16 protein-coding genes are annotated in these 15,184 nt (G+C 72.1%); 12 read left to right on the forward strand and 4 right to left on the reverse strand.

Translation table 11 applies throughout. The features are described from left to right. Positions 1–3: 3 nt before the first annotated feature. The 11 genes from ABD691_RS02570 to ABD691_RS02620 all read left to right on the forward strand — a co-directional run bounded on the left by ABD691_RS02570 (position 4) and on the right by ABD691_RS02620 (position 10,639). Complete coding sequence (locus tag ABD691_RS02570) at positions 4–1,329, forward strand: sugar transferase (RefSeq protein WP_344677694.1); 1,326 nt, start codon at positions 4–6, stop codon at positions 1,327–1,329. After that, the gene (locus tag ABD691_RS02575) at positions 1,326–2,414 is read left to right on the forward strand and encodes a glycosyltransferase (RefSeq protein ID WP_344677695.1); all 1,089 of its coding nucleotides are present in this window, start codon (positions 1,326–1,328) and stop codon (positions 2,412–2,414) included. The genes ABD691_RS02570 and ABD691_RS02575 overlap by 4 nt, the downstream gene beginning before the upstream one ends. Continuing rightward, a complete protein-coding gene (locus tag ABD691_RS02580; protein WP_344677696.1) occupies positions 2,411–3,388 on the forward strand; it encodes an NAD-dependent epimerase/dehydratase family protein in 978 nt (325 codons plus the stop codon). The genes ABD691_RS02575 and ABD691_RS02580 overlap by 4 nt, the downstream gene beginning before the upstream one ends. A 9-nt stretch (positions 3,389–3,397) precedes the next feature. Beyond that, positions 3,398–4,549 (forward strand): glycosyl hydrolase family 18 protein, encoded by a 1,152-nt coding sequence (locus ABD691_RS02585; RefSeq protein ID WP_344677697.1) that lies wholly within the window; start codon positions 3,398–3,400, stop codon positions 4,547–4,549. Continuing rightward, positions 4,549–5,865, forward strand: a complete 1,317-nt coding sequence (locus ABD691_RS02590) for a glycosyltransferase family 2 protein (protein WP_344677698.1) — start codon at positions 4,549–4,551, stop codon at positions 5,863–5,865. The genes ABD691_RS02585 and ABD691_RS02590 overlap by 1 nt, the downstream gene beginning before the upstream one ends. A gap of 95 nt (positions 5,866–5,960) precedes the next feature. Further along, positions 5,961–6,638, forward strand: a complete 678-nt coding sequence (locus ABD691_RS02595) for a LuxR C-terminal-related transcriptional regulator (protein WP_344677699.1) — start codon at positions 5,961–5,963, stop codon at positions 6,636–6,638. After that, a complete protein-coding gene (locus ABD691_RS02600; protein ID WP_344677700.1) occupies positions 6,635–7,780 on the forward strand; it encodes a glycosyltransferase in 1,146 nt (381 codons plus the stop codon). The genes ABD691_RS02595 and ABD691_RS02600 overlap by 4 nt, the downstream gene beginning before the upstream one ends. 103 nt (positions 7,781–7,883) lie before the next feature. Then, on the forward strand, positions 7,884–8,492 hold the full coding sequence (locus tag ABD691_RS02605) for a sensor histidine kinase (RefSeq protein ID WP_344677701.1): 609 nt from the start codon (positions 7,884–7,886) through the stop codon (positions 8,490–8,492). Between the two features lie 42 nt (positions 8,493–8,534). Then, on the forward strand, positions 8,535–9,182 hold the full coding sequence (locus ABD691_RS02610) for a LuxR C-terminal-related transcriptional regulator (protein ID WP_344677702.1): 648 nt from the start codon (positions 8,535–8,537) through the stop codon (positions 9,180–9,182). 24 nt (positions 9,183–9,206) lie between these two features. Continuing rightward, complete coding sequence (locus ABD691_RS02615; protein ID WP_425564944.1) at positions 9,207–9,632, forward strand: protein-tyrosine phosphatase family protein; 426 nt, start codon at positions 9,207–9,209, stop codon at positions 9,630–9,632. A gap of 161 nt (positions 9,633–9,793) precedes the next feature. Next, positions 9,794–10,639, forward strand: coding sequence for an alpha/beta hydrolase (locus ABD691_RS02620; protein ID WP_344677725.1), 846 nt, complete (start codon positions 9,794–9,796; stop codon positions 10,637–10,639). 3 nt (positions 10,640–10,642) lie between these two features. Here the strand turns inward: ABD691_RS02620 and ABD691_RS02625 are convergent, their stop codons facing one another. The 3 genes from ABD691_RS02625 to ABD691_RS02635 all read right to left on the reverse strand — a co-directional run bounded on the left by ABD691_RS02625 (position 10,643) and on the right by ABD691_RS02635 (position 13,284). Continuing rightward, positions 10,643–11,296 carry a DUF6218 family protein gene (locus ABD691_RS02625; RefSeq protein WP_344677703.1) on the reverse strand — a complete coding sequence of 218 codons (654 nt, stop codon included), beginning with the start codon at positions 11,294–11,296 and terminating at the stop codon, positions 10,643–10,645. 13 nt (positions 11,297–11,309) lie between these two features. Next, a complete protein-coding gene (locus tag ABD691_RS02630; RefSeq protein ID WP_344677704.1) occupies positions 11,310–12,359 on the reverse strand; it encodes an exonuclease domain-containing protein in 1,050 nt (349 codons plus the stop codon). 88 nt (positions 12,360–12,447) lie between these two features. Next, entirely contained in the window at positions 12,448–13,284 is an 837-nt protein-coding gene (locus ABD691_RS02635; RefSeq protein WP_344677705.1) for an alpha/beta fold hydrolase, read from the reverse strand. 85 nt (positions 13,285–13,369) lie between these two features. On the opposite strand from ABD691_RS02635, the gene ABD691_RS02640 reads away from it, so the two are divergent. Continuing rightward, positions 13,370–14,200 carry an endonuclease/exonuclease/phosphatase family protein gene (locus tag ABD691_RS02640; RefSeq protein WP_344677706.1) on the forward strand — a complete coding sequence of 277 codons (831 nt, stop codon included), beginning with the start codon at positions 13,370–13,372 and terminating at the stop codon, positions 14,198–14,200. On the opposite strand, the gene ABD691_RS02645 is transcribed toward ABD691_RS02640, so the two are convergent. Next, the gene (locus ABD691_RS02645) at positions 14,182–15,180 is read right to left on the reverse strand and encodes an aldose 1-epimerase family protein (RefSeq protein ID WP_344677707.1); all 999 of its coding nucleotides are present in this window, start codon (positions 15,178–15,180) and stop codon (positions 14,182–14,184) included. The genes ABD691_RS02640 and ABD691_RS02645 overlap by 19 nt on opposite strands. Positions 15,181–15,184 lie beyond the last annotated feature (4 nt).

A 15,184-nucleotide genomic window follows, 5' to 3' on the forward strand; every position in this document is an offset into this window, starting at 1 on the left:
CTGATGCCCGCGGCTGACGCGGTCGCGCTGGTCGTGGCCGCGGTGCTGGCCGGGGACGCGCTGCTCCCGGCGCTGGGCTGCGCAGCGGTGGTCCTGTGCCTGCTGTCCGGCCAGGGCCTGCACCGGATGCGGGTGTCGCTGCGGGTGTGGGACCAGGCGCCGCGGATGACGCTGACCGCGATGGCGGCGGTCGTGGTCGTGCTTCCGTGGACGCCTCCGGGGCGGGCTGTGCTGCTGGGCGTGCTCACCAGCGGCGCGCTGGTGGTGGTGCGCGGTTCGGCGTTCGCGTTGCTGCGGATCGCGCACCGGCGCGGCAGGCTGTGCGAGCGGGCGCTGATCGTCGGCGGCGGCGAAACCGCGGACCAGCTGGCGAGGATCACCCGCGAACACCCGGAGTTCGGGCTGCGGGTGGTGGGCTTCGTCGACGACGCGGCGACCGGGCCCGCGCCGCTCGGAGGTGTCGCCGAGCTGCCCGAGGTGATCTCGGAGCACCGGGTGGACCGGGTGCTGATCTGCTCGCCCGGAAGCGCGGAGCTGGTGACCGCCGTCCGGGCGCTGCGCGCCGACGTGTGGGTGGTGCCGAACCTGCCCGAGCTCGGGCTGGCGCTGCCGCGTGGGTGCCTGGACGACCTGTGGGGGATCCCGCTGCTCCCGCTCCGGCGGGCGAATCCGCTGGCAGCACTGGGAAAGCGGGTGTTCGACCTGGCGGCGTGCCTGCTGCTGGGCCTGGTCGCCGTCCCGCTGGTGCTGGTGTTCGGCGGTCTGTCGCGCGGCGGAGCGCTGTTCCGGCAGTGGCGGGTGACCCGCACCGACCGGCGGGCGCGGGTGATCAAGCTGCGCACGCTGGTCGATCCGGGGCAGCGGTGGGCGGTCGCGCCGGGGGAGTGCACCGCCCTGGCGCGGTGGCTGCGCGCCACCCACCTCGACGAGCTCCCGCAGCTGCTCAACGTGCTGCGCGGGGAGATGTCGCTGGTGGGCCCGCGGCCGGAACGCCCCTGCTACGCCGCCCGGTTCGCCGAGGAGATACCGCACTACGCCGACAGGCACCGCATGACCGGGGGCATGACGGGCTGGGCGCAGGTGCACGGGCTGCACGGCGACACCTCGATCCCGGACCGGGCGCGGTTCGACAACCAGTACGTCGAGTACTGGTCGCTGTGGATGGACCTGGTGATCGTGGCCCGCACGGCCGCGATCGTGACCGGGGAGTGCGTCCGAGCGGGCCGGGCGCGGCCCGGGAACCCGCGGCGGCGCAGGCCGGGGCCCGCCCGCCGGGCGGCGGGCGCCGCTGGTGAAACAGATCCCGAGGCGATGGGAGGCCGACGGTGAAGGTTCTGCACGTGATCACCGGGCTCGGCGTCGGCGGCGCCGAACTCCAGCTGCGATCGATACTCCAGCACACCCGCCACGACGCCGACGTGGTCTCGCTCTACAACCCGGGCGACGTCGCGGCCATGATCCGCGATGACGGCGTCCGCGTCCGCGACCTCGGCATGACCAGCAACACCCAGGTCGGTGCCGTGCTCCGGCTGCGGGACCTGATCCGCGACGACCGCTACGACGTGGTGCACACGCACCTGTACCGGGCGTGCGTCTACGGCCGGCTCGCCGCCCGCCTCGCGGGCACGAAAACCGTTGTGGCGACCGAACACTCCATCGGCGAGACGCACCTGGAGCGGCGCCGCATGACGCTGGGCGTGCGCGCCCTGTACCTGGGCACCGACCTGTGCTCGGACGCCACCATCGCGGTGTCGGACACCGTGGCGCGGCGGCTGGTGGACTGGGGCGTGCGGCCGCGCAAGATCACCGTGATCCCCAACGGCGTGGACTTCGGCCGGGTCCGCTTCGACCCGGCCGCGCGGCTGCGGGTGCGGGGCGAGCACGGAATCCCGTCCAACGCCTTCGTCGCCGGCGTGCTCGGCAGGCTTGACGCCAACAAGCGCTTCCACCTCGTGATCGACGCGATCGCACCGCTGCTGGACCAGCGGACCAAGCTGCTGGTCGTCGGCGGTGGCGCCGAGCGCGAGCGGCTGGAGGCGCTGGCCGAGGCGCACGGCGTGGCCGACCACGTGGTCTTCGCCGGGGAACGCCACGACGTGGCCGCGATGCTGTCGGCGATGGACCTGTTCGTGGCGTCCTCCGAGCAGGAGACCTTCGGGCTCTCGGTGCTGGAGGCGCTGGCCAACGGGATTCCCGCGCTCTACACGACCTGCCCGGCGATGGACGGGATCAGCACCCCGCGAGCCCGCCAGGTCGCGGGTGACGCCGAGGCGCTGCGCGCGGAGATCGCCCGCGAGGTGGCCGAGGGCCGCGGGCGCGCCGACGTGCCCGAGGTCCGGGACCGCTACGGGATCGAGGCGGTGACCGGGCGGATCGACGACCTGTACCCGCGACTCCAGGAGGCACGGCGATGAGAGCGCTGGTCACCGGTGCGGCCGGGTTCATCGGCTCGCACCTGGTCGAACACCTGCTGGCGGGCGGGCACACCGTCGTCGGCGTCGACGACCTGAGCACCGGCAGCCCGGAGAACCTGCCCGCGGACGGCTTCCGGCTGGTGCGCGGCACCATCCTGGACCGCGACCTGGTGGACGAGCTGGTGTCCGATGTGGACACCGTGTTCCACATGGCCGCCGCGGTCGGCGCGTTCGTGATCCAGGAGCGGACGCTGGACAGCCTGCTGACCAACATCCACGGCACCGAGAACGTGCTGGCCGCGGCCGTGCGGCACGACGCGCGGCTGCTGGTCGCCTCCACCAGCGAGATCTACGGCAAGAACCCGAAGGTCGGGCTCACCGAGAGCGACGACCGGCTGGTCGGCTCGCCGCTGATGTCGCGCTGGACCTACTCGGAGGCCAAGGCGATCGACGAGAGCCTGACCCACGCCTACGCGCGGGAGTCCGGGCTGCGGGCGGTGATCGTGCGGCTGTTCAACACCGTGGGGCCGCGCCAGACCGGCCGCTACGGCATGGTCATCCCGCGGCTGGTCAACCAGGCGTTGCAGGGCAGGCCGCTGACCGTGTTCGGCACCGGCGGGCAGGTGCGCTGCTTCTGCCACGTCGCCGACGTGGTCCCCGCGCTGGTCCGGCTGGTCGGCCTGGACCGGGCGCGGGGGCGGGCGGTGAACCTGGGCAGCTCCGAGCAGGTGTCGATCGAGGAGCTGGCCACCCGGATCATCGCGATGACCGGATCGTCGAGCGGCATCGTCCGGGTGCCCTACGAACGCGCCTACGGGCCGGGCTACGAGGACATGCAGCGCCGGGTTCCGGACTGCGCGCGGGCCCGGGAGCTGATCGGGTTCGAGCCGGTGCACACCCTCGACGACATCATCCGTGCCGTCGTGATCGAGCAGACCCGGGCCAGACAGGTCTCGGCGACCGTCGCGGAGTGAGGCCGGCAGATGTGGAAGAGAGCTGAGGGGGAATCCCGCCGCGGCAAGCGCCGCACCGGTGGCGTGCTCGGCAGGACGGGCGGCTCGATCTGGTTCCTGGTGCTGATCGCCTCGGCGCTGCTGCTGGTCGTGGTGATGGCGATCCCCAGGCAGAGCGGCCCGGAACCGCCGGGCCCGCTGGTGGTGGCGTCGCTGCCGTTCTGGAACCTCGCCAACGGCACGTCGACCGTGGTGCGCAACGACGAGGCGGTCAACGAGGTCTCGCCGTGGATGTACGGGCTCGGCGAGGACAGCAGGCTGACCATCCAGTACTCGCCGGTGCAGGCCACCGAGGTCGCGGGCCACCTGCAACGGCTGCGCGAGGCCAAGATCCCGATCGTGCCCTCGCTGGCCAACATCACCAACGGCGAGTGGTCCTACGAGCCGGTCGCGCGGATGCTGCACGACCCGGAGAAGATGCGGCGGCACGTCATCGAGATCGTCGAGCTGGTCAAGCGGGAGAACTACGACGGCATCGACATCGACTACGAGAACCTCAAGGCGGGCGACCGCGAGGTGTTCACCCGCTTCGTGACCGAGCTGGGAACCGCCCTGCACGGGTCCGGGAAACGGCTCTCCGTGGCGGTTTTCGCCAAGACCACCGACGCGGGCTACGACGAGCGCAACGTCGCCCAGGACTACGTCGCGATCGGCCGGGTCGCCGACCAGGTCCGGCTGATGGCCTACGACTACCACTGGGCGACCTCGCCGCCGGGACCGGTCGCGCCGGTCGGCTGGGTCCGCGACGTGCTGCGCTACGCCACGACCGCGATCCCCCGCGACCGCATCGTGCTCGGGATCCCGCTCTACGGCTACGACTGGTCCGGCGGCAACGCGACGTCGGTGACGTGGTTGCAGGCGTTCCGGCTGGCCACCGAGCACCGGGCGCAGACCGCCTACGACCCGGCGACCCAGTCGCCGTGGTTCCGCTACACCGACGCGCAGGGACGCCCGCACGAGGTGTGGTTCGAGAACTCGGTGAGTTCCAAGGCGAAGTTCGAGGCGGCGCGCGGGAGCGGGATCCGCGGGGTCTACCTGTGGATGTACGGCTACGAGGACGCCGGGACCTGGCCCGAACTGCGCAACAGCCTGCCTGCGAGCAGATCCCGGGGGAGGGCCTGATGATTCCGTGGTGGGTGCTGGCGATCGTGGTCTTCGGCGCGAACTTCACGCTGTGGGGCCTGATAGGACTGCTGAGGCTGCTCGACAGCACCACCCGCCGCTGGTGGGCGCGGCGGGCGGCACCGGCGCCGGTGCACCTGGGCGTCGACGACGTCGCGGTGCTCATCCCGGCGCACAACGAGGAGAAGGTGATCGTCGACAGCCTCAACGCGATCACCTCGCTGGTGCCGAGGCGGAACGTGCACGTGGTCTCCGACGGTTCGACCGACCGGACGGTGGAGCTCGCCCGCAGGTGCGGCGTGCACGTGATCACCACGCCCACCAACATCGGCAAGGCCGGGGCGCTGCAGCAGGCGATCCGCCGGTTCCGCCTGGTGGAGCGGTTCGAGGTCGTGATGCTGCTCGACGCCGACACCCACGTCGAACCCGGTTACTTCCGCGCGGCGCTGCCGCTTTTCGCCGACCCCGGCGTGGTCGCGGTCGCGGGCTGCGTGCGGTCGACCACCCGCGGGCGGGCGCAGTCCCCGGTGGGGCGCACGGTCGCCTTCCACCGGCAGCGGATCTACACGATGACCCAGTACCTGCTGAAGTTCGGCCAGACCTGGCGGCGGCTCAACGCCACCCACATCGTGCCCGGCTTCGCCAGCCTGTACCGGACCGCGGTGCTGCCCGCGATCGAGGTGAACCCGCCGGGGCTGGTCATCGAGGACTTCAACATGACCTTCGAGGTCTACCAGAAGCGGCTCGGCAAGGTCGGGTTCACGCCGTCGGCGATCGCCGAGACCCAGGAGCCGGGCACCTTCGGCGACTACGTCAAGCAGTGCAAGCGCTGGTCGCTGGGGCTGTGGCAGACCGTCCGCCTGCACCCGCCGCGGGCGAACCTGTTCACCGCGATGCTCGCGCTGATCCTGCTGGAACTGCTGACCAGCAGCATCATGCTGGTGCTGCTGCCGTTCCTGGTGCTGCTGCTGGTGCTGCCCAGGATCTTCGGGTTCATGCAGGACCTCCCGGTCGTGGCCGAGGTCCACGACGTGGTCGCGGCGTACCTGACGCTGGGATCGATCGGCTTCGGCATCGTGCTGCCGGACCTGCTGGTCACCGTGCTGGTCGCGGTGATGCAGCGGCAGCCGAGATTCCTGTTGTTCGCTCCGCTGTTCCTGTTCCTGCGGGTGGTTGACGCCGTGATCGCGCTCTACGCGCTGCCGCAGGCGTGGCTGCGGGGCTGGACCGGGCGGTGGAGCAGCCCCGACCGAAGGCAGGTCGATGCGACGCCGCAGGCGCTGGAGCGGCCGGGGCCCGACCTCAGGGCGGGCTGAGCCCGCGCGGCGGCGGGAACTCCCCGGCGGCAGGAACGCCGAACTCCTGCGTTTGCACGAGGACTTGATGGATCGGTGGCGGGATCGTTGGACGGGTGAACGTCGTGCGGCTGCTCATGGTGGACGACCACCTCATGCTCACCGAAGCGCTGAGCGTGCGGTTGTCCACTGTGCCCGATCTGTGGGTGGTGGGGCGCTGCGAGCTCACCGATCCGCGGCTGCCGGAGATGGTGCGCAGGCTGCGGCCGGACGTCATCACGATCGACGTGGAACCCGCGGGCACCGCCGCCGGTGAGCTCATCCGCGGGCTCCAGCGGGAACGCCCCGACGTGCGGGTGGTCGTGCTGACCGGCAAGCACGACCCGGACCAGGCCGTGGAGGCCGCCAGGGCGGGCGCCTCGGCGTGGGTGTCGAAGGAGTCCGGCGTCGACGAGCTCACCGAGGTGTTGCGCGGGGTGCGGGAGGGGCACGCGTGGTTCCCGCCCGAACTGCTCGGCGCGGTCCTGGGCGAACTTCGTGAGGACGCGGTGCGGGCCACCGAGCGTTCGGGCCCGCTGGACGTGCTCAGCGACCGCGAACGCGACGTGCTGCAAGGCATGGTGTCCGGCCGCAGGGGCAGCCAGATCGCCGAGGACCTCAAGATCTCCACCGAAACGGTGCGCACGCACACCCGCAGCATCCTGGCCAAGCTGCACGTGCACAGCCAGCTCGAAGCGGTCAGCGTGGCCACCGCCGCCGGGATGCGGGTCCGGGATCCGAGGTCGGGCCGGTGACGCCGCTGCGCGTGGCCACGGTGGTGACCCGCCTGGAAGGCGGTGCGGGGGCGCTGGCCCTGCGCGGGGCGCTCGCGCTGGATCCGGACCGGTACGAGGCGACCGTCGTCACCGGCGGCGGTGGCCGCCTGCTCGCCGAGGCCGAGGACGCCGGGCTGGAGACGGTCGTCGTGCCCGGGCTGCGGGCGCCGATCGCGCCGCACCACGACCTCGCGGCGCTGGGGCGCCTGATTCGCCTTTTCGCGCAACGGAATTTCGATGTCGTGCACACGCACTGCGCGAAAGCCGGTGCGGTGGGCCGAATCGCCGCGCACCGCACGCGGGTGCCCCGGATCGTCCACACCTACCACGGGTTTCCGTTCCACGAGTTCCAGCGCGCCCCGCGCCGTGCCGCGTACGTGGGCATCGAGCGCGGGCTCGGGCGCATCACGGATGTCGGGCTGTGCGTGGGAACCGGCGTCGCCGTCGAAGCGTTGCGCCGAGGTCTGCTTCCACCACGGCGAATCCGCACCATCGGCGTCGCGGTCGAGCAGGACGCGCCGGTGCTGACCCCGCAGACGCGGCATTCGGCCCGCCGCGCGCTGGGGCTGCCGCCGGACGCGACCGTGATCGGCACCGTGGGCAGGCTCGTGTACCAGAAGGCGCCGGAGGACTTCGTCGCGGCGTTACGGGAAGTCGATCGCCCGGACGTCGTCGGGGTGTGGATCGGTGACGGCGAGATCGCTGACCGCGCAAGGGAATTCGCCGCGCGGTCCGGTGTTCCCCTAGTCTTCCCCGGCGACCGGGCCGACGCCCTCGCCCTGCTGCCAGCTTTCGACGTCTTCGCGATGTCAAGCCGCTACGAGGGACTGCCGATGGCGGTCGTGGAGGCGATGCGCTGCGGCATCCCGGTCGTGGCGACCGCGGTCAACGCGGTGGGCGACGTCGTCGTTCCTGGTGAGACCGGACTGCTCGCGCCGCCTGCGCGTCCCGAACTGCTGGCCGACGCCCTCCGGCACCTGCTGGACGCGCCGGGCGACGCCGTGCGCATGGCCGCCGCGGCGCGCGCGAAGGTCGAGCACCACCACGACGCGGCTGCGCTCGCGGAGACGCTTCGTGCCGCATACCGTGACGAGGAGCCTGGAAGTTGCTGGCCGCTGTGATGCACGTGGAGTAGTCGAAATCCCCACCGTGCATGAGTCGCAACGAGACTCAACGTCATCCCGACATCCCGGATGACAGGGGTTGTCCGGGAAGGGGGCTGGGGTGCGACGGGGACTGGTGTGGAGACCTGGCGGTCTCGAACGGCAGGACGTGCGGGGCCTGCTGCACGACCTCGGGCACGGCCTGGCGACGCTGTCCTACCTGGCGGAGGGGATGGACGCCGACGTGCCGCTGTCCGGACCGGCCCGCGACCGGCTGCACCTGATGGAGCGCGAGCTGGCGCGGCTGACCGAGCTGGTCGAGGTCCGGCCGGGACTGCCGGAGGTGTTCGAGGTGCGCGCCCTGGTCGGCGACCTGGTGTCGGTGGCCGACCTGTCGGCACCGGCGCGGGTGCGGCTCCTGCCGGGGGAGGAGTTCACCATGCGCACGGACCGCACCGCGCTGTGGCGGATGCTGGCCAACCTGGTCGACAACGCCGCGCGGGCGGCCGGGCCCGGCGGAACGGTCGAGGTCTCGGTGCGGCGGACCGAGTCGGTGACCATCGCGGTGACCGACGACGGGCCCGGCTTCGGCCGGGGTCCGCGCGGCCGGACCTCGCTGGGGCTCGACATCGTCGGCGGCCTGGCCGGGGCGTGCGGTGCGCGGCTGCACATCGGCACGGCGCGCGGGGGAGGCACGAGGGTCGAGCTGACCTTCGCGCCGGACGGCTAGCACACGCCTCCGGACCGGAGGCACGGACGAGGGGGAGGAAAGATGGTCGACCTGGTGCTCGGGGACGATCACGAGATATTCGTGGACGCGCTGGTCAGCGCGCTCCCGGAGCGCGACTTCCACGTGGTCGGCACCGCGGCCAGCGCGGCGGGCACGGTCGACTGCGTGCGGCGCCACCGGCCGGACGTGTGCCTGCTGGACCGCTACTTCGCCGACGGCGACGGCCTGTCGGTGATCGGTGATCTCACCGCCTGCCGCACCAAGGTCGTGGTGCTGACCGCCGACGGCGACGTGCGCGGGATCCGCGAGGCGCTCGGCCGCGGCGCGGCCGGGTACGTGAACAAGATGTGCGGGCTGACCGTGCTGGCCACCGCGATCCGGGCGGTGCTCAACGGGGAGGTGGTGGTCGAACTGGCCGCCCCCCGCGCGCCGAAGCTGCGCGGCACGACCGACGCCAGGAGGCTGGCATCGCACCTGACCGCGCGGGAGCGCCAGTGCCTCGAACTGCTCGTCGAGGGAGCGCAGACCCGTTCGATGGCCAAGTGCCTCGGCGTGTCCTCGGCGACCGTGCGCAGCCACGTGCAGTCGATCCTGACCAAGCTCGGCGTGCACTCGCGGTTGGAGGCGGCGTCCTTCGCGCTGCGCCACAGCCTCATCGAGGTCCCGGAGGACCGGTCGGCAGTCCGCTGAAGGTGATCCACTACGTTGCGGATCGTGACGACCTGGGAACCGGCCGCGGCCGGTGTGCTGGCGCTGCCATCGGGGCGGCTCGTGCGCGGGCGCGGGCTGCGGCATCCGCTCCCGGAGGGAGCACGTCCGGAGTTCGCGCTCCACCTGCTGGGCCGCCGCCCGCCGGAGGTGGAGTGGGAGAGCAGGTGGGTCCGGTGGCCGGACTTCTGGCTGCCGAAGGACCGCCCGGCGTTCGCCGCCGCGCTGCGCGAGGCGTGGGAGCGGGCCGGGGACGAGCGCGTCGAGGTGGCCTGCGCCGGCGGACGCGGACGCACCGGCACCGCGCTCGCCTGCCTGGCGGTGCTCGACGGCGTGCCCGGGCACGAGGCCGTCGCGTACGTCCGCGCGCACTACTCCGCGCACGCCGTCGAGACGCCCTGGCAACGCCGCTTCGTCGCCCGCTTCGGCTAGGGGTTGTTTGGGGTACCGGGATCGCGTCCAGCACGGTGGGGCGGTCCCGGGGCGGATACGCTTCCAGAAGCGGATGTGCGTTGTGCAACCAGGTTGCCCGCATAGGTCAGACCTTTCGGTACCTTGTCCGGGTGGCTTTCTGGGGAAATCTGTTGCGCACCGTGATTCCGGCCGGCCTGACCGCGGCTGCGCTGGGGCTTGCGGGGTGCGCGGTTCCGGAGGCCGTCCCGCCGCCGCCCGCTCCCGTCGTGGACGACGCGATGCCGGTGGTCCAGGACGAGGTCGTGCACTCCGAGCACCGGGGGACCGACGTCCGGCTGATGACCTACCGGCCCTCGGGCGCGGACCCCGCCGAGCGGCTGCCGATGGTGCTGTACCTGCACGGCCGCGACGGCGTGGAACCGACCCCGATCCCGTTCGACACCCTCGCCGCCCTCGAACGCGGGCACCGCGACGGCGTGCTTCCCCCGTTCGGACTGGTCTCGGTCGACGGTGGTTACAACCCGTACTGGAACGACGGATCGGCCAACGGCGACCTGTCGAGCATGCTCACCGACGAGCTCCCGGGCTGGTTGCGGGAACGCGGTCTCGGTGACGAGGAGGGCCGCCCGTTCGCCGTCGCCGGGATATCGACCGGCGGCTTCGGCGCGCTGAACTACGCGATCGGCCGCGAGCAGGCCGGGCAGCCGCTGGCGGCGGTCGCCGAACTGGCTCCCGCGCTCCCGGCGAACTGGGAGCACATGCGGGAGAAGGGCGTGTTCTCCACCGAGGAGGACTGGCACGACGCCGACCCGCTGCGGCACCTGGACCTGCTCGGGAACGTCCCGGTCGGGGTGTGGATCGGTGACGTCGACCCGTTCCTGGAGGGCGCGATGCGGCTCGCCGAGGACTACTCGAACACCCCGGTCGTGACCGTCCTGCCCGGTGGGCACGACCCGTCGGTGTTCGACGCCGTCGGCGCGGAGATGGTCGGCTTCCTCGCCGACAACCTCCCTGCCCTGGACTGACCGTCAGCGGGACACCGCGGCCATCCGCGCCGTCCGCCCGGCCGCGTACGCCGCGCGCAGGGCGTCCTCCCACTTCCCCGGCAGCTCGCGGGGTTCTCCGAAGGTCTCCCTGAGGTACTTGCGGCCGAGCGCGGCGGTGGTGTCCTGCCACGCCTGGAGGCACCAGTTCAGCAGCATCGACGTCAGCAGCGCGTCCTCGGCCGCGGGGCAGCTTCCCGGCGGTGCGGCCAAACCCGCTGCCCGGGCGAGTTCCCCGGCGCTGCCTGCGGTTTCCGGCAGCTCCACCGCCCAGGCGAGATCGGCCACGGTCCTGCTCCGCTCCTGCTCCTCCCGCACCCGCGCCTGGTACTCGGCCCGGGTCCCGGCGATCTCGTCGAGCAGCTCCTGGACGGTGATCGCGTGCGTGCCGGCCGCGGCACCGGCGACCCGGTGGATCTCCTCCAACCTGCTGAGCGCGGCCTCGTTGTCCCAGCCTGCGACGACCCGCCCGGAGGTGATGGCCACGATCCGCGCCGCCGTCGCGCTGTCGTGCAACGCGTCCTCGCAGGCGAAGATCCACGCACCGACGTTGCGGCAGTCGATGCTGACGTGCCACACGGCGATGCTGTCGCGGCCGTCGTTGCCGGTGCCGGACCCGAACACGGCATGACCGAGCATTGGGGACTCCTTTTCAGCGTTGGTGATCCGTTGCGGAAGCTGGCCTGCTGCCAGGCTGTTCGGCGGGAGCGGTGGCCGGTCGCAGGAGGGCGAGGAACTCCGCCTCGTCGAGGATCGGCGTCCCGTACCGCTCGGCCCTGAGGTGGGTCGAGCTTTTGGTCTCCCCAGCGCGCAGGACGTCCGGATCCTGCGTTCCCACCACCAGGAAATCCGTTGCCTTGGTCAGATTCGCCTTGACCTGACCGCCGCAGGCCGCCACCGCGCGCCACGCCTCGTCCCGGGACAACGCGGTCAGCTGTCCGGTGAAGCAGACGGTCCGGCCGTGAAGCGGATGCGAGGCGTCGGAGGTGCGGTCCGGTTCGGGAACCGATCGCGGAGTCTTGCGGAAGAACCGCGCAGCCGGATGCGGTGCCCGCGGCTGCGGTTTCTCCCGCGGCAGGGTCGCCGACCGGTGCGAGCCGGTCCGGTCCCACTTGATGCCGAGCGCGGCGACCAGTTCGCCGAGGCTGTTGTGGCCGTGGCTTTCCATCGCTGCCAACGCGATCTGCGCGGCTGCCTCGGCATCGTTCAACGCGTGGTGGTGGGCCTTGAGCTTTAAACCCGCCGCCGCGGCGACCCTGCCGAGCGTGTAGCCGGGAAGTTGCCAGGTCTGCTTGGCGATCCGGAGCGTGCAGCAGAGCACGAGATCGGGAACGGTGATCCCGACGGCTGCGCAGCCCTTGTCGAGAACCGCGCGCTCGACCGATGCGTTGTGCGCCACCAACGGCCTCCCGGCGATGAACTCCAGGATCCCGGGAAGAACTGCCGCCAGCGACGGTGCGTTCGCGACGTCGGCGAAGGTCATGCCGTGCTTGGCCGTCGCGTAGGGGCTGAAGTGGTCCAATCCCTCCGGCGGCCGGATGGTCGTGTAGCGGCGGTCGACCACCACTCCGCCCTCGACGGCCACGAGGCCCGCCGAACAGGCGCTGGCGTGGTGCTCGTTGGCCAGTTCGAAGTCGATCGCGACCCAGGAGCTGTCGTCGGCACGACCGCGCCGCGGCGACCCGGGAAGTGGTTGGCGCACGGGGACCGGTCCTCGCTGATTCTGTTGTGGGATGGGCGGTTGAGGGCTTGACGAAGTGGTGTTCGCCGCCCGCCGCGGATCCGTTACCTCAGTCCTGGTGCGCCAGCAGGTGTTCGAGGATGAGCCGGCTCATGATCTCCGGCGCCTCCTCGGGAATCCAGTGCGAGACGTCCTCCAGCATCTCGAACCGGTAGTCGCCGGTGACGTGCTCGGCGGTGGCGAACGCGGCGGTGGAGCCGACCGCGACGTCCTCGGTGCTCCAGACGTAGAGCGTGGGCACCGAGACCGGACCGATCCGCCCGCCGAGGTGGGAGGCGCGGTACCAGTTCAGCGCCGCGGTCAGCGCGCCTGGCTCGGTCAGCCGCTGCACGTAGTCGTCGACGTGGTGGTCGGGCACCTTGTGCTCGTAGATCCGGCGCAGGCCGCGCGCGTTGTCGGCCAGCAGCGCCTTCTCCGCGCCGGAACCGCGGAAGACCTGCATGTAGGCCGATCGCTGCGCTTGGTCCTCGTCCTCGCGCAGCGCCTTGCCGAAGGCGTCCAGGTGCGGAACCGACACCGCGGTCAGCGTGCGGACCCGGTCGGGGTGCGCCGCCGCCGTCGCCCAGGCGACCGCCGAACCCCAGTCGTGGCCGACCAGGTCGAACCGCTGCCAGCCGAAGTGCTCGGCGATCGCCAGCACGTCGCCGACCAGCTCCTCCATCCGGTAGTCGGCGACCTGCTCCGGCCGCACGCCCGGCGAGTACCCCCGCTGGTCGGGTGCGACGGCGTGGCAGCCGCCGCCCGCGAGCACCGGCAGCTGCTCGCTCCACTCGACACCGGCCTCCGGAAAACCGTGCAGCAGCAGCACCGGCCGCCCGCCCTCGGGACCGGCGGTCAGCGCGTCGAACTTGCCGGCGGGTGTGGGGATCTGGATGTAGTCGGCCACCGGGCAACCCTATGACCCCTCGACGCCGAAGTCAGCACCCGCACCCGGCTGGCAAGATCGATTGCGTCGGCGGGAAGGGGCGGCGATGCGAGTGCTGACGTGGAACGCGTGGTGGCGGTTCGGTCCGTGGGAGCAGCGGCGGGACGCGATGCTGGCGGTGCTGGCCGAGCTCCGCCCGGATCTGGTGGGGTTGCAGGAGGTGTGGGCCCGCGGCGGGCAGAACCTCGCGGGATGGTTCGCCGAACGGCTCGGCATGCACTGGACCTGGGCGCCGTTCGGCTCGCCGGACAGGTGGCGGTGGCGCGGCGGCGAACCGGACGCCGACGTCGGGGTGGCCGTGCTGTCCCGGTGGCCGATCGCCGACCGGGAGGTCCTGCCGCTGCCGGAACCGGGGGACCAGGACGACGGGCGAACGGCGCTCTACGCCGCGGTGGACGCGCCCGGGCACCGGATTCCCCTGTTCACCACGCATCTGACATCGGTGCCGCACGAGTCCGCGGTGCGGTGCGAGCAGGTCCGCGCGCTGGCCGGGTTCGTCGCCGCGCACTCCGGCGGAACGCCGTTCCCGCCGGTGCTCACCGGCGACTACAACGCGCTTCCCGACTCCGACGAGATGCGGCTGCTCGGCGGGTACCGGACGGCTCCCGCCGCGCACGGCCAGGTGCTGGTCGACGCGTGGGAGTACGCCGACCCGGCGCTGCCCTGGGCGACCTGGAACCCGGCGAACCCCTACGCGGCGCAGACCTTCGAGCCGCGCGGCCGGTGCGACTACGTCCACGTCGGCCTGCCCGGACCCGGCGGCCTCGGCCACGTCCGGGACGTCCGGCTCGCGGGAGACCGCCCGGTCGACGGCGTCTGGCCCTCCGACCACGCGGCCGTGGTCGCCGACCTGGCCGATCAGCTCGCGACGCGGTAGCCCCAGGCGCCCTCGTGGACCTGCCCGGGGCGCAGCCTGATCAGGCCGTCACCGGTGACGAAGGCGTTGGGAGCGCAGGTCATCGGCTCGACGGTGATGCCGGCTCTGGGCGGTCGGTCGGTGGACGGCGAGTCGTCGGTGTAGACCTGGAGATATCCGTGGGTGCGGTCGACCCAGAGCTCCACGTCGGCACCGCCGGGCCGTTCGAAGCGGACCACCGCGTTGCCGTCGGAACCGCGCGACAGCCCGGTGAACGCCGTGTCCATCGTGGTCGAACCGAGCTCGCGGGCGGTGCGGAAGTCGTAGTCGGTCCCGTCGACCGGCTCGGTTCCGGTGGGGATCAGGTTGTCGTCGGTGACGTAGTAGGTGTCGGCGGGCAGCTCGAAGCCGATCGAGTCGATCGTGCCCCGGGCGGCGGCGACGTAGGAGTGGTTGGCGGTGCCGAAGGGCGCGTCGGTGTCACCGGTGTTCCGGGCGGTGAGCCTGCTGCTCACACCGTTCCTGTCCACTGTGTACTCGATGTGGAAGGCCAGCGAGAACGGGTACCCGTACTGCGGCGGAAGCCGGTACTCCAGCGCCACCCCGTCCTGCCGGTGCCGCACCGGTGACCACTCCACGAAGCTCATCAGCCCGTGCAGCGCGGCGCTGCGCGACGGCTCGTTGATCGGGACCTGGAGCTCCTCTCCGCCGAAGGTGTACTGCCCGTTCTCGATGCGGTTGGGCCAGGGCAGGATCGTCTTGCCCTGGTAGCCCTCGCCGAGTTCGCCCGGCTGATGCGTCAGCAGCACCTCGGCGCCGTCGACCTGCCAGGACAGCAGCGTCGCGGCGATCCCGTCGACGACCACCCGGTGCCGTCCGGAGGAGATCTCGTAGATGCCGCCGCCGCGCGCCGGCCGGGCAGCGGCGACCGCGGGCAGCGCGGGGATCGCCGTCGCACCGGCCGCCGCCGCCAGCGCGGTCCGCCTGCTCCACTTCGCCATCGCG

This window comes from Saccharopolyspora taberi (genome assembly GCF_039534165.1).
In the GTDB taxonomy this organism is placed as follows: Bacteria; Actinomycetota; Actinomycetes; order Mycobacteriales; family Pseudonocardiaceae; genus Saccharopolyspora_D; species Saccharopolyspora_D taberi.

Bases quoted from the DNA above. Each gene is read 5' to 3' on its own strand.
- ABD691_RS02570 (WP_344677694.1), top strand. From the start codon at position 4: ATGCCCGCGGCTGACGCGGTCGCGCTGGTCGTGGCCGCGGTGCTGGCC.
- ABD691_RS02580 (WP_344677696.1), top strand. From the start codon at position 2,411: ATGAGAGCGCTGGTCACCGGTGCGGCCGGGTTCATCGGCTCGCACCTG.
- ABD691_RS02585 (WP_344677697.1), top strand. From the start codon at position 3,398: ATGTGGAAGAGAGCTGAGGGGGAATCCCGCCGCGGCAAGCGCCGCACC.
- ABD691_RS02590 (WP_344677698.1), top strand. From the start codon at position 4,549: ATGATTCCGTGGTGGGTGCTGGCGATCGTGGTCTTCGGCGCGAACTTC.
- ABD691_RS02610 (WP_344677702.1), top strand. From the start codon at position 8,535: ATGGTCGACCTGGTGCTCGGGGACGATCACGAGATATTCGTGGACGCG.
- ABD691_RS02625 (WP_344677703.1), bottom strand. From the start codon at position 11,296: ATGCTCGGTCATGCCGTGTTCGGGTCCGGCACCGGCAACGACGGCCGC.
- ABD691_RS02640 (WP_344677706.1), top strand. From the start codon at position 13,370: ATGCGAGTGCTGACGTGGAACGCGTGGTGGCGGTTCGGTCCGTGGGAG.
- ABD691_RS02645 (WP_344677707.1), bottom strand. From the start codon at position 15,180: ATGGCGAAGTGGAGCAGGCGGACCGCGCTGGCGGCGGCGGCCGGTGCG.